Below are 15,067 nucleotides of genomic sequence, written 5' to 3'. Positions count from 1 at the left end.
ATATCCCGTTCATTGATCTGAAGTCCCAGTATCGGGCTTTACAACCCCAAATCCAGACCCGAATTGATGCTGTGCTGGAGCACGGTCAGTACATAATGGGCCCGGAGGTGCGCGAACTCGAGCAGCGCCTGGAGGTGTTCACTGGCGCCCGCCATTGCATCACCGTTGCCAGCGGCACGGAAGCCTTGCTGATCAGCTTGATGGCACTGGATATCAAGCCTGGCGACGAGATCATCACGACCCCCTTTACCTTTGCGGCGACCGCAGAAGTCATCGCTTTGCTCGGTGCGGTGCCAGTGTTTGTTGATATTGAACCAGACACCTGCAATATCAATGCTTCCCTGATCGAAGCGCGGATTACATCAAAGACCCGCGCCATCATGCCCGTTAGCCTTTACGGCCAACCTGCCGACATGGACGAGATTAATGCCATAGCGCAGCGTCGTGGTGGAATTCCGGTCATCGAAGATGCTGCTCAAAGCTTCGGTGCAGAGTACAACGGGCGAAAGAGCTGCAATCTCAGTACGATCGGTTGTACCAGTTTCTTCCCGAGCAAGCCTTTGGGCTGCTACGGTGATGGCGGCGCGATATTTACCAACGATGATGCGTTAGCGCAAGCCTTCAGAGAAATCAGAATTCATGGTCAAAGCAAAAGGTATTTGCATACACGGATAGGGGTTGGCGGCAGGATGGATACGCTGCAGTGCGCGATAGTTCTCGCCAAGCTGGAGCGGTTTGAATGGGAAATACAAAAACGTCTCGATTTAGGGGATCGCTATAACGAATTGTTGAAAGGTCGCGTTCCAGTTGTGACCCAACGTCCCGATAGGACCAGTGTTTTCGCACAGTACACCGTATTTGTCGAGGATCGTGAGAGGTTGCAGGAGAAACTCAAAGACGAGGGAGTACCCACAGCGGTGCACTATCCCATTCCTTTGAACGAACAGCCAGTCTACAGGCATTATTGTTGTCCCGACTGTACTCCGGAGAGCAAGAAGATGGCCTCAAAGGTCATGAGTCTTCCCATGAGTCCTGATCTTTCGATCGCTGATCAGGAAGCGATTTGTCGCGCATTGGTCTCCTCGATTTCAAAGTAATCGAAAAAGCCCTCCAATTTTGGGGTGTTTATTCGTTTGCCCGAGTTGCCTGACCGGGTAGTAAGACAAGTATGCCAATGAATAACGATTTACAGAGGATTTTGGTGCTTGCCCCTCACACTGATGACGGTGAATGGGGTGCGGGCGCATCTATCGCTCGCTGGATCGGGATTGGACATCAGGTTTGGTATGTTGCCTTCAGCGCTGCGGAGGAATCTGTTCTGACGGAGTTCCCGGAGGATGTGCTGCGGACTGAGGTTTTTGATGCCACAAGGGAGTTGGGAATTCCAGTTGGACATGTACGAGTTCTCCATCACAGAGTGCGCTACTTTCCCAGAGATCGGCAAGATATTCTCGAGGAAATGATCCGATTGCGAAAAGAATTGAACCCTAGTTTGGTATTGCTCCCGAGTTCCCACGATACCCACCAGGATCATCAAGTCATATCGGAAGAGGGATTTCGCGCCTTTAAACGGTCAAGCATCCTTGGGTACGACATGCCATGGAACAATCGCAAGACAGATCTGACTTTTTTTCAAGAGGTCGACGCGTCCGAACTTGCTGCCAAAGTGCGTGCGATCGGTGCGTATAGATCACAGATTTTCAGGAATCCTCGTTACGAAGAGTTCATTGAGAGCCTCGCCGTTCAACGGGGCTTTCAGGTAGGATGCCGTTACGCAGAAGCGTTTGAGGTAATACGATGGGTCGCGCACTGAAAACAGCCGTTCCTGTGTCCAGGATTGCGGCCGCATTGGGAGTCGAATTTCACGGCGATCCGGGAGTAGTCATTACCCGGGTTGATGCTGCGGAATCCGCAGTTGGTGGTTCTCTTTGTTTTGCGAAGAGCGCAGGTTGGGCTGCAAAAGTGGGGCCGGCGCCTGTGCTTCTGACCACCTCAGAGTTTGCATCGGAACGGGGTCTCGGCCCTACATTGGTTTCGACGCAACCGCGCCTTGATTTCGCCCGGGCACTTGGATTGTTGGAGCAGTGGGCCGGTTTTGTATGGTCGGACGCCGCCCCGGAAATCCACCCGTCCGCACGAATTGGGCAAAACGTGGTTTTGGGGCGAGGTGTGAAGATCGGTGCGGGATCAGTCGTCTATCACAATGTTGTGATTGGCGATGAAGTGATCGTCGGTGAGAACTGTGTAATCAAGTCATCAGCGGTTGTCGGAGAAGAAGGCTTCGGCTTCGAGCGGGATGCAAGTGGACGGGCGGTTCGCCTTCCGCATATCGGCACGGTTGTAATTGGTTCTGATGTCGAGATTGGCTCGCTGACTACTGTCTGTCGAGGCACGCTAGGCGACACGGTTTTGCGGTCCGGCTGCAAGATTGACGATCACGTCCACATTGCGCACAACATTGATGTTGGCGAGGATGCATTCGTGATCGCCTGTGCCGAAGTTTCCGGAGGTGTCAAAATTGGTCCGAGGGCTTGGATTGCGCCGAATGCAACAATTCTGAATCAATTGACAATCGGATCAGACGCTGTTGTTGGACTCGGTGCGGTCGTGGTGAAATCGGTCCATGACGGCGTGGTCGTGGTGGGGAATCCCGCTAAACCTCTTGCGCGCTAAAGTGCGGGTTGCCAAATCGCTGATCGCTGATTGAACTTCGAAAGATCGTCGGACCTCCGACATTTTAGTGGAGAGGTACTTGATGCCAGAAAGTGAGGCGCCTTGTCTCCTTCAGCTTATCAAGCAAACCTTCTCAGCATGCAGTTTCCGGATAAGTCCCTACCTCACGTCCCGTATCTTCCCTTCGGACCCGTCCGCAAGACCGTAACATGTGGAGGCGAAGTTCGATTGCGGATTAGAATTCGGCACGGTGGAGGCTTTCCTGGGGTTGTGATTGATCGTAATCCCTTAGGGGCGGCGATATCTGCGGGTCCCGGGCGGCTCGCTGCGGCGGTCTCTCGCACACAAAAGAATTGATATTCATGCACTATAGCGAGAAGGGTGGTCCGCCGGAGGGGGACCGTTTTCAGGGCTGGGTCGAAAGCTGCCGAAAATGAGGTTGCTGATCGCCGTTTGGCTTCCCTTGGTTGGAGGGGTGCTCTCGTCCTTTGCCATCGCGTGGTTGCTGGTCCATACTCGCGACTTTCACCTTCACCTGACCGGTGACCATCCGGCCGCCGGTCCACAAAAGCAGCACGAACATCCTACCCCGCGCGTTGGTGGGCTGGCGATTTTTGTAGGCATACTCGTTTTTGTCGGAATTCTGTCGGCTTCCGGCGGAACCTTATGGCAAGCGTTTTTGGGTCTTTCCCCGGCGTGGTTGATGTTCGGTCTGCTGCCACTCTATTTGCTTGGTCTTGACGAAGACATCCGCAAGGCAACCAGCATCCGCCTGCGACTGATTGTTTCGCTGATTGCCGGTGGCGTCGTGTGGTGGTTTGCAGGCGTGCGGATCCAATCTGCAGGATTTCAATGGCTGGACGCATGGCTGGTGGCGTGGCCTTGGTTCTCTTTTTGTGTCACGGTTCTTGCTGTGGGCGGTCTGGTCCATGCAATGAACATCGTGGACGGTCTCAATGGCCTTTTGGCCGGTATCACGCTGGTCATGCTGGGCGTTATTGCCGTTGTGGCCCATGGCGTGGGCGATCAGGCGATTGTCTTGACCAGTGCTGCAACCGCCATGGGGGTTGCCGGCTTTGCCTTCATGAACTTTCCTCACGGCAAGATTTTCTGCGGCGACGCTGGGGCTTACCTCATTGGCTTTGTGGTTGCCGTCCTTGTCATTGCGCTGGTTCAACGCAATGCGAACGTCAGCCCGTGGTTTGCTTTGGCGGTTGTCATCCATCCCGTCACCGAGACGCTGTACTCGGCTTGGCGGCGAATCCGCGAGGGTTTGCGTGCTACCCATCCGGACTCCCGCCACATGCATTCTTTGTGGGTCGAGCGGCTGCGACGCCAGGCACGTGCCTCGGGTCATCGTCCCTGGCCTGGTGCTTCCAATCCGGCTGCAGCATTGCGAACGATGTCCGTTGCTGCAATTCCCTGCGTTCTTGCCATGCTGGTACCTGGCAAAACGGCTTGGCTCCAAATCATCTGCGCGGCTTATGTGACCCTGTTCGTGTTTATCGTCAACCGACTGGAACCGCCGCCTGAGCAGAGCAGCTTCCTGGACTCTTCCGTGATGGAAGAGCCCCCGCAATAAAAAACCCGCCATCTGGCGGGTTTTTCAAGCGGGGCGTGTTGTTCGGCCCTCAGGTGCCGGTCACAAACGTGGCGGTGCCCACAGAATTGCCACCAACCTGAATCTCGCCGGATGGCGTAATGGTCACGGCAACGGTCCCGATACTGGTTTGTACAGTACCCAGGGTCACCGAAACCGTCCGGTTCTGGCTGGTGCCATCCGCCGCAGCGCCCGCCGTGTTCACAGTGACGCTGCAAGGACTGACGGTGAACGTGTCCCCAATCTTGAAGCCCAGGCCGGTACCGGTCGTTGCGGTCACGCGGAAGATGCATGAGCCAGCATCCATTACTCCAGTCATGGTGTTGGCCGGGTCCGCGCCCTTTACTTCGAAAGCAGCGACACTTGTGCCGCTCGTGCTCTTCAAAGTCATGGCCGATCCGGCGGGAATGACGCCAGCCCCACCGGTTCCGGTCACTGCGGCCGGCAGTGTGAAAGTGGTCCCCGCAGCAGGCAGCGCGGCTACTACCGCCTTGGCTGAGGTCGCAGTCGCCGGCGTGACGGTCACGGCGGTGTTGCTGGCAACCGAGCGAACCGGATCACTGTCAGAACAAGCCACAAGACCCATGGAACCAGCGACAATTGCCGCAGCGGCAAACATCGGATTGAGACGCATCTTCATAAGGACTCCAAAAAAGTGACGGAAAACAGAAACGTATGGTAACGGATTCGCGTGGCCGCCATTGTATCGATCGCGCTGCCAAGACTATCGCTACGCCCTACGGACCAAGATTATGCAGAAAGTACCAATTACTTCACAAAGTCTGTCAGGTCAGCGGATTGGGGTATCGGGGTTGGGCCTGGCCAAAGCCCGCCGCAGCCGGTCGGCATTGCCCCACAGGTCCAAAATGCCATTTCGGTCGTAGTCGGTCACGTCGGTCCACACGCCGTGTCTTGCCCTCGGAACCTGCAGGTAGCCTGGGGTAATGATGTTGTCGGTCCCCCCAATTTTGGTGGTCAACCCCCAACTGAAGCGGTCTTGTCCGCGCACATTAAAGCCCGCCACTTTGCTGGCGGCTTTCGGTCCCAATGGCACAGAGAACTCGAATCCAGCGAAACGGGTGCGAGGCATCGTCGCGTCGCCCACAGACTCCCGGATGAACATCTTGAAGCCATAGTCGCCAAACCAGTGCTGGCTGGCCACCTGGTAGCCCCGGTCGCCACGCAGGAAACGCCCGGCGGTGCCTTCCAGGTGCCAGGTTCCAGGCATCACCGTGTGGCGGGCGCTCGCCAACACCGGCACAACCCGTTTGCTGTCCGTGCCACGTTGGTAAACGCCCGCAGTTGCGCCTACGCGCCAATCTCCGTTGGGGTTCATCCAGACCGCGTCGACCTGGCCCCCGCGGTAGTTGGAGGCAATCTGTCCCCCGCTGGCCTGAACCGCCGTGGCGCCCACAACCGGCAGATCCAGGTGCCGCCAGTAAGTCAGCACCGACTGCTCAATCTGCGTCTTCTGGTGAGAAAGCCCGTAGAAGGCGCCGCCTTGCCGGTAATCGCCGGACCGAGCCACCGGCACATGCAGATTGCCTTGCCAGGCCAGGCCTTTGGCAATCGGCACTTCCGCCGCGGCGTCGACCGCTGCAGAATAGTCAAAGAGACCAACCTCTGTGCCGACCGAGGTGCGCAGGCTTGCGCCGAGTTCAAAATCCGGCCGGAGTTTCCCGGCACTGTGCTCGGCGACCAGCCGGTCCACGCCTGCCGACCCCTCACGAAGGGCGGGCGGTCTGGCCTCCCCCCGATAAAAAGTCAATGCCTGGCCGTTGGCGCAGGTGGTCAGTCCGCCTGCAAACTCCGCAAGGCAGGTGCGCCCGGCGTGCAGGCCGACAATTGGGACGCCACGGTGGGTCAAATTGAAGAACACTTCATCACCCGCTGACCCGGGTAGCTCCATCCATTGCCGCAGGCCGACACCAAGCGCATCCAGATGGTTCTTGCGCCAGCCCGACGGTTCTGCCTGAATCCACCACAAAGCTGCCGGCGAAGTGCCCAGAGCAACCCGAGAGACAGTGATGTTTTCAAAGCCGGCCCGTGCGACACGCTCTGCCACCAGAGCCGCCAAATCGCTGGGAGCCGCCGCCGCGCCTGCGGCAAGCTGCTGACCGGCGGTCGACGCGGAGCCCACAACGGCAGGGCGATCAGCCGTCACGGCGCGCGGGCGATCAAAGGTGTACTGCAGCGCTGCCGTCACCTGGTTGGCCTTCTGGTTCGCTGTGCCGGTGAGCCGATGGCTCACGCCCAGCTGAACATTCAGGTTGTCGCGAAGCGCCAGGGTGTAGTGCGCCCCAATTCGCCGCGCTTTGGTGTCCGACTCGGCCACCACGGCCAGCTGGTCGTTCACCCGTACCGTGGCACTCGCAAACACTCCGTCCATAAGCGCGCTGGTCGAACTCGGCCTGCTGTACCCCACGGACAGATCCACCGGCCCTAATGTGGTGGTCGCCACCCCGTACAGCTGCCGAAAATTGGTGGCTGCACCGCCGTAATCGGTAAAGCCAACCGCTACGCGCGAGTCCAGCGGCAACGTCAGCGGCAACTGATACTTCGCACTGACAGAAAGATCGCGGGATGCGGATTGGCATCTTGGGCGATCAAACTGATTGCATTGAAGGTCACCGTCAAACACCAGTCGTCCCACGACTTCAAGGCCCGGTAGTAATCCCAGCCCGAGATTGAAGCCGCCGAATGGATTGCCAGGAAATAGTTGCCTCCGCTCCGGGATGCTGTTGCTCAGGGCCAGAACTGCCGAACCCGTTCGGATCACGTCTGCCGTGGGGGTGTTGATTGCCCCGGAATAGCCGGCCGGGGCAAGCTGATAGGTGTCATGCAGAACCTGGGCGTGCACTGCACTGCAGGCCCCCGCAGCCATCGCGACCGCTGAAAGCACCCATATAGGCCGTCTGGAAAAAGGGGAGGGGAATTCACCTGCCAGCCCGTTTTCGTCGGTCGCTGCTCGGGTCTGGGGTCTATTCTTCGCTCTGGGATTGCTGGTCATGGCGGCGCGGGCGTTTGGTCGGTTTGGTAGCAGGGAGGTCGGGTGTACTTTCGGCCCGAGCGTTCGGCAATTGTAGGCACAAGGCGCCGCGGGCCACACGGTCGCGTGGTTTTGGTCGTGACCTGCCGCGAGCGTTCGAATCGCACGCTCGTGCGAAAACGGCCCTGATAAACGCCGCAGCCAAACCAGTGATAATCGACGCTTTCCCGGGAGACCGTTATTAACACTTTGCAACATCTCGCGGTGATCATGGACGGCAATCGTCGCTGGGCGGAGCAGCGCGGTTGGCCTGTCCCACTGGGTCACAAAGCCGGCGTTGATGCCGTGCGAACGCTTGTGCGTGCGTGTGCTGCGCGCGAGATTCCCGTGGTGACGATATTTGCGTTCAGTACAGAGAACTGGCGCCGCCCGCGTGCGGAGGTGGCTGCGCTCATGCTTTTGCTTCGCCGCTTCATACAGCAGGAAGTCTCCAATCTGGTCTCTGAGGGGGTGCGCCTGCGGTTTCTGGGCAACCGGCATGCACTTGCCCCCGCCTTGCAGGCCTTGATGGCCAGTGCCGAAACGCACACCGCTGGCGGACAGCGCCTGCAGCTCAATGTGGCGCTGAACTACGGTGGGCAATGGGACATTGTCCAGTCCGTTCAGGCTTGGGCCAGGGCCAATCCTGGGCAGTCCGTCGAGTCCTTGAGTCCGCAGGCGCTCGAGCCTTTCCTGTGTACCGCCGGGCTGCCACCGCCCGATTTGTTGATCCGCACCGGCGGCGAATCGCGCATCAGCAACTTCATGTTGTGGCAGCTGGCCTATTCCGAGTTTTATTTCACCCCCACCTTGTGGCCTGACTTCAGCGGCGACCACCTCGATACCGCCATCGCCTCGTTCCACCAACGGGAGCGACGGTTCGGGGCTGATGTGGGTGCGTCCCAGGTCCATCTGTCCCAAGAACCTGCAAGCCGCGTTGCGGCCGGCGGGGACAAATAGGCGCCCTCATTGATTCCAGTGCCTGCCGTCTGAACCCGTTAGCCTATCCGCATGATGCCCTCTATTGCTATTGTCGCTTCCTCGCGTTTGACCCTTGGCGGGGCTCTCGCCGTCGTCCTGCTTGTTCTTGGGGGCTGCGCCTATTCCCCGGGTAATCTTTTCGGGCCGACGCTGGACCAAGTGCCTGTTGCCAAGCCCAACCCGCAGACGGCCTCCAACCAGGCGCTGGTCGTGCAGCCATCGGGCTCGGCCACTACGCTCGCGCGCTTGTTTGGCGGCAAAGGCAATGCGGCCGCTGGCACCGGTGCGCTGCAGATTGAACAGGGGCTGCCCGATCCGCCGCCCCCCGGCGTACTGCGCAGCATCACTACGGAACTGGTTCGTAGCCAGCAAGCTGCAGCGCGCCAAGCCGACCCACTCGTCAATTTGCGTCCATTTTTCGGTGAAGCGGCGAGCTACCGCATTGGCGTCGGAGACATCGTCAACGTGGTCGTCTGGGGCCGGCCGGAATTGGCACTCCCCCCGGCGGGATCGTCCCTGACGTCGGACGCCAGCAGCCTTTCCAACGTGGGCAACGGCTACAACGTCAGCCCGGAAGGGGCGATCCAGTTTCCGCTGATCGGTTCCATCCGTATTGTCGGCCTCACCGAAGAACAAGCCCGTGCCGCGATAACACAGTCCTTGGCCCGCTTCATCCGCGACCCGCAGGTCACTGTGCGCCTTCAGGCCTATCGCGCCGGGCGGGTGTATGTCGACGGTGAAGTTCGCACACCCGGGCAGTTGGCCATCAACGACATCCCCATGACCTTGCCTGAGGCACTCAGCCGTGCCGGCGGGCTCACGACCAATGCGGACCGTGCCAGCGTCCTCTTGTCCCGGGGGGACAACCTAGTCAACGTCAACCTGACCGAACTCGCCGCCCGGGGCGTCAACCCGGGCCGCATATTGCTCAAGGCCGGTGACCTGGTCCGGGTTGCCCATCGCGACGACAGCCGTGTCTACGTGCTCGGCGAGGTCTTGGCCCCTCGGGCGCTCTCGCTGCGAAATGGTCGCCTCAGTCTCAACGAGGCACTGGGCGAAGTCGGTGGTATCAATCCGGGGTCGGCCGATCCGCGCCAGGTTTTTGTGATCCGCGCCAAGCCGGCGGGTGCAACAGGGGCGGCGGGTGCTGAAGCGGCCGATCTGCCCGAGATTTATCACCTGGATGCGCGCTCACCCATGGGGTACGCGCTTGCCGAAGGTTTCGAGCTGAAGCCGCGGGACGTCGTGTTTGTTGACCCCGTCCCCCTCGTCCGCTGGAACCGGGTCATCAGCCTGATACTGCCCACCGCCCAGGCGCTGAACACGACGAAGAGCATCGTTACCAACTGAACGACGCGACTCCCGTGGCTATCGCCAACATCATGACCGTCTGTGTCGGCAACATTTGCCGTAGTCCTGTCGCTGAGGCCTTTTTGCGCCGTGCTTTTCCGGAACGCAAGGTCTGGTCGGCGGGCCTGGCCGCCGTGGTCGGAGCGCCCGCTGATGAAACCGCCGCGGCACTTGCCTCACGTTCTGGTTTGGATTTGTCGACTCATCGAGCCCAGCAAGTTCAAACATGGATGTGCACCCAGGCAGATCTCATCCTGGTGATGGAGTCATCCCACAAGGCAGCGCTGGAAGAACGATTCCCTTTCGCTCGCGGAAAGGTTCGGCGTCTGGGGGATCACGGCCCGACGGGACCCTTTGAAATTGACGATCCCTACCGAAAACCCCTGGCCGCTTTTGAAATCGCGCATCAACGTATTGAAGCCGGCGCCGTGGAGTGGATTCGACGAATCCGTCTTGTTTCCTGAATGTTCGCAGGTTCTGCATACCAATGACTAACCCAACTACCTACTCCGCAACCGCGCCCGCAGCCGTCGAAGCGGAGGATTCCTTCGATTTACTCGGAGTACTGGACTCTCTGCTCGACGCGAAGTGGTTGATTGCGGCGGTAACGATCGTCGTGACGCTTATTGGGGCCACGTACGCAATGTTGAGCCGCCCCGTGTTCGAAGCCAATACGCTCATCCAGGTGGAAGAAAGCAAACCGGGAGCCGCAGGAGCGCTCGGCGAAGCTGCCAGCCTTTTCGAGATTCGCTCGCCCGCTTCCGCTGAAATGGAAATCTTGCGGTCCCGGCTCGTGGTTGGTCAGGCGGTCGATGAGTTGCAGCTGTTTGTGTCTGCTGCACCCAAGCGGCTTCCGTATATAGGTGGCTGGCTTGCCAGCAGGGCAAAAGGCTTGTCCGATCCCGGGTTCATGGGTTTCAAAGGTTATGTTTCGGGCAATGAGGCAGTTCGCGTTGGCATATTGGAGCTGCCCTCGGAGTTGGAGGGTACCCGCCTCACGCTCGTCGCGACGCAGGAAGGCTACACCCTCCTGAACAGGGAGGGGGTGGAAATTGTCAGAGGTACCGTGGGGAATGTTGCCGAATTCGCTGGGGGGCGCTTCTTGGTTCAGGAGTTGCGGGGCAAACCCGGAGCGGAGTTCCATGTTGTGCGGGCAAACCGCCAGTCGGTCGTCGAGAACCTGCAGAGAAGCCTCCGCATCTCGGAGCGCGGGCGCCAATCGGGCGTCATTTCCGTGTCACTCAGTGGCGGTGACCCAGCCCATATTGCTCGGATTTTGTCAGCTGTCGGTGCGAATTACGTCCGCCAGAACGTGGAACGAAAGGCGGCAGAAGCGGACAAGACGCTCGGCTTCCTGAACGGCTTCTTGCCGGAACTCAGGCGGCAGCTCGAATCCTCCGAGACCCGTTTCAGCCAGTTTCGAAACCAGAAAGGCACGTTTGACCTGAGCTCTGAAGGACGACTTGCCTTGGAATCATCGGTGGGATTGCAAACCAAGGTTGTAGAACTTGAACAGAAGCGCCGCGAGCTACTTTCGCAGTTCACACAGGCGCACCCTTCGGTCCAGGTTGTCGATGCGCAAATCGCAGCGTTGAAGAAGGAGCTGGCCACAGTGAACGCCAAGGTCACCGTGCTGCCGAATGTCGAGCAGGAAATCCTGCGTTTGACCAGGGATGTCAAAGTCAACGCAGAGCTCTACACCAGCCTGCTGAACAGCGCCCAGCAGCTTCGCTTGGTACGCGAAGGCAAGGTGGGCAATGTTCGCGTGGTGGATTCCGCCGCAGTGAGTCCCAGCCCGATCGCGCCAAGACGGGGAATGATCGTCATGGCCAGTGCTTTTGTAGGTTTGTTGCTGGGTTTGGGAGTGGCCGTGCTTCGTAGCATGATGAATCCCGGCGTGCGCGATGCCAGCGAGATCGAGGGCCGAACCGGGCTGAGTGTCTTCGCCACGGTCCCCCACAGCGATGCACAAGAACAGCTGTTCGCAGCGATCAAATCCAAAGCGCCCGGCCAGCATCTTCTGGCTTTGAGCCACTCCGGGGATCCTGGCATTGAAAGTCTGAGGAGCCTGCGAACGGCACTTCAGTTTGCTCTACTGGACGCCCGCAACAATATCGTGTTGTTCACCGGGCCGACCCCCGGAATTGGAAAGTCCTTTGTCAGTGGAAACTTTGCAGCGGTGCTGGGGGCGATTGGAAAGCGCGTGTTGCTGATAGATGCAGACCTGCGCAAGGGGTATTTGAACCAATATTTCGGAATTGACCGCAAGCCAGGCTTGAGCGAGTTGGTCGCCGGTACGGCCAGTTTGGAACACGCCATCAGACGCGCCGTCGCGCCCAACGTAGACCTTGTCGCCACGGGTGCTCTTCCCCCCAATCCAGCAGAAGTATTGAATTCTCCCGCTTTTCTCGATGCACTGAATCGTTTGGGTGCCATGTATGACCTGGTCCTGATTGACACACCGCCGGTACTGGCTGTTGCGGACACCCAAATCGTTGCTGCCCATGCAGGAACTGTGTTCCTGGTGAGCAAAGAAGGCGTATCCACCGTTGGGGAAATACAGGAATCCGCAAAACGCCTGCAACAGGCTGGAATAGCAGTCAAGGGCATCGTCTTCAACGACTTCAGGGCGGACAAGCGTCGGTACGGAGGTTACGGCTATCGCTACAGCAAATATCGCTATCAAGACTACCGCTACGGCCAATCTTAGGCATGGTGAATCAAACTATTTCAAGTTAATCAGATTCTTGCATCATAGATTCCGTAAAACGTAATATCAGAGAAAACAGGTAATGCCGGACGCCGGAAATGATATTCGTATGAAACGAGCGCCGCTTTGGGTTGTCGCCTTGGCGCTGGTATTTTATGGAGTATTTACCTTTCAGATGGTTCGATCATTGAATATTGATGCGTTCCAACTGTCGGGGACGCGCTTAGATATTCTTGGTTTCTGGGTCTCCGTAATGATCAGTTGTATTCTTGGTCTGCGAGCGTTGATGCATCGGTATTTCAATTTTCCTGCCCTGCTACTGGTTTTGGTGCTCATTGGATACGTGTCAATCGTTTTCGCCTTCACCGACGTCCGAACGCCGTTTGAAGCTTTTCTGATATCGCGACACGGAATATTGATGTGGTTTATCTTGGGTGTTGGCGTTGCTACCACGCTGAGTGCGTTTGCACAGATAAAAGACGGGAGCCGGGATCGGCGAGCGAGAATGGCAATATTGTTCATGATGGTGATGGGTATATTTGCCATCATTGACACGTCGATTGATTATATTGCCGATCCCGTGCTAACTGAAAACTATCAGCCTGCAGCAGCAACTGCAATTACTCTTTTGATTTTCCTTTTTCTGACATCAAAGGCGGCATGGTCTGATGGCGTGCCAAAATTTATTAATGTGTTGCTGCTTGTAGGGGCGGGGTTTTTGATTGCCGCTGTTGCCCTGATGCAATCCACCTTGATTGTTTTGTTTGGCGCTCTTTTTGTAGCGAATATTCTATATGGGATGGTGCGCGATTCGAGGTACAAGGCAGTCTCCGCTGGGGTTGTTATTTTCGGTTTAGTAATTATTTTTGATTTTTATGGTGATGCCATAGAAAATATCGTTGCGAGAACCAGGTTTTCGGAATTGCTGGGTGTTGATAAAGGGTTCTCACCGCTTGACAATCGAATTAATCTGCTTTCAACGTTTATCGATCAATTCGAAGTTTCGCCGATTTTTGGGAATTTCAATGCCGAGAACCTCTCATATGCCGGGGAGGGGTTTTATATTCATAGTTTGCCGCTCTCATTCCTTACGCACTCAGGCATTGTCGGATTTGCAATATTTTTATTTGTTTTGTATTTCTCGCTCATGTCGCGGCTGAAGGGGTGGAATTTCGTCACGGACACCGAGCGCAGTGCCCTGATTGTTTTCGTAGCTGTGCTGGCAATTGGTACGGTAGCGACGTTTTTCACATGGCCTGTGTTCTGGTTAATGCTGGGTATCGCATCAATGAAGCCGGTCCTTGGACGTGGAAAGAAATCCTGATGATTACAATCATCGACTACGGGATAGGAAATCTCGGTTCCATCCATAACATGCTCAAGAAGTTAGGATTCGATTCCATAATCAGTCGCGATCCGGAGGAGGTAAAGCAGGCATCGGCATTGATTCTGCCCGGAGTTGGAGCCTTCGATACCGGGATGCAGCATTTGAGATCGTCAGGACTGGTTGAACCCCTGAATGATCTGGTCATGAACAAACGCATCCCAGTCCTTGGGATATGTTTGGGTGCGCAACTCATGACCCTTTCGAGCGATGAAGGGTCGGAGGCCGGTTTGGGCTGGTTCCAGGCCCATACCCGTAGGATGGATTTTTCTGGCGTAGAGGGTCGCTGGCCGTTGCCGAACATTGGCTGGCGGGACGTGCATCCGCAAAACGGTTGCCCTTTTCTGGACAAATTGGATGAACCGCCACGCTTCTATTTCGTGCATTCTTACTATCTCAAGGCGCAGAATGAGGCGGAAGTTTCGATGACAGCGAAATATGGCTTCGATTTTGCCTGCGGTCTCAGTCGGGACAATATTCATTGTGTTCAATTTCATCCGGAAAAGAGTCACAAGTTCGGTATGCACTTCTTCAGGCGCTTCTTTGCGAGGTATGCCTGATGCGATCCCGAATTATTCCTATCCTCCTGCTGAAGAAGGGATATCTCTACAAGACCCGAAAATTCACTGACGAAACCTATCTCGGCGATCCGATCAACAGCATCCGGATTTTCAACGAAAAAGAAGTTGATGAGCTGATCTTTCTCGATATTGAAGCTGCAAAAACAGGCGCTGACCCAGATATCCCGCTTCTGAAGAACATCGCCGGCGAATGTTTCATGCCATTGAGTTATGGTGGCGGTGTGCGATCCGTTGAATTGGCGCGGCAGATATTGGCAATCGGATTTGAAAAACTGGTGGTCAATACAATCGCTTGGACAAATCCAGCCTTTGTCACCGAGCTTGCCGACCGCTTCGGTAGTTCCACCGTGGTGGGCTCAATTGACGTTCGTCGCAACTGGCTAGGCAAGGAACAGGTTTTGATACGTGGCGGCACCGAAAAGATCAAGCCAGGTCCTGAAGAGTGGGCTCGCCGGTTGGAACAACTAGGTGTCGGCGAAATACTGATCAATTCAGTCGATCGCGACGGTGAAATGTCTGGATACGATCTCGAATTGGTGAAACGCATTGCCTTGGCGGTCAATGTACCTGTTGTGGCGGCAGGGGGGGCCGGTTCTATCGATGACATGCGACGGGCGATTCGTGAAGCCGGGGCCTCCGCCGCCGCCGCGGGAGCCATGTTTGTTTTTCAAGGAAAGCATCGCGCGGTGCTGATCAGTTACCCGGACTCTAAAGACCGGGCGGGTCTCTGAGTGACTTAGACGGTGTTTGACTGATAGTC

General features: G+C 57.1%; 13 protein-coding genes. 11 read left to right on the top strand and 2 right to left on the bottom strand.

The features are described 5' to 3' along the window. The first annotated feature begins 2 nt into the window (after positions 1–2). The 4 genes from AC2EBU_RS07740 (at position 3) to AC2EBU_RS07725 (ending at position 4,255) form a co-directional block, all read left to right on the top strand. Positions 3–1,097, top strand: a complete 1,095-nt coding sequence (locus tag AC2EBU_RS07740) for a DegT/DnrJ/EryC1/StrS family aminotransferase (RefSeq protein ID WP_484610141.1) — start codon at positions 3–5, stop codon at positions 1,095–1,097. Positions 1,098–1,174: 77 nt separating this feature from the next. Next, positions 1,175–1,813: a PIG-L deacetylase family protein gene (locus AC2EBU_RS07735; protein ID WP_484609780.1), complete on the top strand. Its 639-nt coding sequence runs from the start codon at positions 1,175–1,177 to the stop codon at positions 1,811–1,813. Next, positions 1,798–2,673, top strand: coding sequence for a hypothetical protein (locus AC2EBU_RS07730; RefSeq protein WP_484609779.1), 876 nt, complete (start codon positions 1,798–1,800; stop codon positions 2,671–2,673). Before AC2EBU_RS07735 ends, AC2EBU_RS07730 begins: the two co-directional genes overlap by 16 nt. A gap of 433 nt (positions 2,674–3,106) precedes the next feature. Continuing rightward, positions 3,107–4,255 carry an MraY family glycosyltransferase gene (locus tag AC2EBU_RS07725; RefSeq protein WP_484609778.1) on the top strand — a complete coding sequence of 383 codons (1,149 nt, stop codon included), beginning with the start codon at positions 3,107–3,109 and terminating at the stop codon, positions 4,253–4,255. Between the two features lie 49 nt (positions 4,256–4,304). Here AC2EBU_RS07725 and AC2EBU_RS07720 read toward each other — a convergent pair whose 3' ends face one another. Together AC2EBU_RS07720 and AC2EBU_RS07715 are read right to left on the bottom strand one after the other, a co-directional pair. Continuing rightward, positions 4,305–4,913: a hypothetical protein gene (locus AC2EBU_RS07720; protein ID WP_484609777.1), complete on the bottom strand. Its 609-nt coding sequence runs from the start codon at positions 4,911–4,913 to the stop codon at positions 4,305–4,307. 150 nt (positions 4,914–5,063) lie between these two features. Further along, positions 5,064–7,589, bottom strand: coding sequence for a YjbH domain-containing protein (locus tag AC2EBU_RS07715; RefSeq protein WP_484610156.1), 2,526 nt, complete (start codon positions 7,587–7,589; stop codon positions 5,064–5,066). On the opposite strand from AC2EBU_RS07715, the gene uppS reads away from it, so the two are divergent. The 7 genes from uppS to AC2EBU_RS07680 all read left to right on the top strand — a co-directional run bounded on the left by uppS (position 7,533) and on the right by AC2EBU_RS07680 (position 15,038). Further along, positions 7,533–8,261 carry a polyprenyl diphosphate synthase gene (uppS, locus tag AC2EBU_RS07710; RefSeq protein ID WP_484609776.1) on the top strand — a complete coding sequence of 243 codons (729 nt, stop codon included), beginning with the start codon at positions 7,533–7,535 and terminating at the stop codon, positions 8,259–8,261. The two genes, AC2EBU_RS07715 and uppS, sit on opposite strands and share 57 nt — an antisense overlap. A gap of 180 nt (positions 8,262–8,441) precedes the next feature. Further along, positions 8,442–9,632 carry a polysaccharide biosynthesis/export family protein gene (locus AC2EBU_RS07705; protein ID WP_484609775.1) on the top strand — a complete coding sequence of 397 codons (1,191 nt, stop codon included), beginning with the start codon at positions 8,442–8,444 and terminating at the stop codon, positions 9,630–9,632. Positions 9,633–9,646: 14 nt separating this feature from the next. After that, positions 9,647–10,096, top strand: coding sequence for a low molecular weight protein-tyrosine-phosphatase (locus AC2EBU_RS07700; RefSeq protein WP_484609774.1), 450 nt, complete (start codon positions 9,647–9,649; stop codon positions 10,094–10,096). A 23-nt stretch (positions 10,097–10,119) separates the two neighbouring features. Further along, positions 10,120–12,342 carry a polysaccharide biosynthesis tyrosine autokinase gene (locus AC2EBU_RS07695; RefSeq protein ID WP_484609773.1) on the top strand — a complete coding sequence of 741 codons (2,223 nt, stop codon included), beginning with the start codon at positions 10,120–10,122 and terminating at the stop codon, positions 12,340–12,342. A gap of 82 nt (positions 12,343–12,424) precedes the next feature. Next, positions 12,425–13,666, top strand: coding sequence for an O-antigen ligase family protein (locus tag AC2EBU_RS07690; RefSeq protein WP_484609772.1), 1,242 nt, complete (start codon positions 12,425–12,427; stop codon positions 13,664–13,666). Further along, the gene (gene hisH / locus AC2EBU_RS07685; protein ID WP_484609771.1) at positions 13,666–14,286 is read left to right on the top strand and encodes an imidazole glycerol phosphate synthase subunit HisH; all 621 of its coding nucleotides are present in this window, start codon (positions 13,666–13,668) and stop codon (positions 14,284–14,286) included. Before AC2EBU_RS07690 ends, hisH begins: the two co-directional genes overlap by 1 nt. Continuing rightward, positions 14,286–15,038 carry an AglZ/HisF2 family acetamidino modification protein gene (locus AC2EBU_RS07680; protein WP_484609770.1) on the top strand — a complete coding sequence of 251 codons (753 nt, stop codon included), beginning with the start codon at positions 14,286–14,288 and terminating at the stop codon, positions 15,036–15,038. Before hisH ends, AC2EBU_RS07680 begins: the two co-directional genes overlap by 1 nt. Positions 15,039–15,067: the final 29 nt, after the last annotated feature.

The organism is Curvibacter sp. T50 (assembly GCF_057219955.1).
The sequence above is the reverse complement of the archived record's forward strand: the minus strand, read 5'-3'. Positions and strand labels throughout refer to the sequence as shown.

What these genes read in the sequence shown, in the direction of transcription:
- AC2EBU_RS07735 (WP_484609780.1), top strand. Translation starts at nt 1,175, where the DNA reads ATGAATAACGATTTACAGAGGATTTTGGTGCTTGCCCCTCACACTGAT.
- AC2EBU_RS07730 (WP_484609779.1), top strand. Translation starts at nt 1,798, where the DNA reads ATGGGTCGCGCACTGAAAACAGCCGTTCCTGTGTCCAGGATTGCGGCC.
- AC2EBU_RS07725 (WP_484609778.1), top strand. Translation starts at nt 3,107, where the DNA reads ATGAGGTTGCTGATCGCCGTTTGGCTTCCCTTGGTTGGAGGGGTGCTC.
- AC2EBU_RS07720 (WP_484609777.1), bottom strand. Translation starts at nt 4,913, where the DNA reads ATGAAGATGCGTCTCAATCCGATGTTTGCCGCTGCGGCAATTGTCGCT.
- uppS (WP_484609776.1), top strand. Translation starts at nt 7,533, where the DNA reads ATGGACGGCAATCGTCGCTGGGCGGAGCAGCGCGGTTGGCCTGTCCCA.
- AC2EBU_RS07695 (WP_484609773.1), top strand. Translation starts at nt 10,120, where the DNA reads ATGACTAACCCAACTACCTACTCCGCAACCGCGCCCGCAGCCGTCGAA.
- AC2EBU_RS07690 (WP_484609772.1), top strand. Translation starts at nt 12,425, where the DNA reads ATGCCGGACGCCGGAAATGATATTCGTATGAAACGAGCGCCGCTTTGG.
- hisH (WP_484609771.1), top strand. Translation starts at nt 13,666, where the DNA reads ATGATTACAATCATCGACTACGGGATAGGAAATCTCGGTTCCATCCAT.
- AC2EBU_RS07680 (WP_484609770.1), top strand. Translation starts at nt 14,286, where the DNA reads ATGCGATCCCGAATTATTCCTATCCTCCTGCTGAAGAAGGGATATCTC.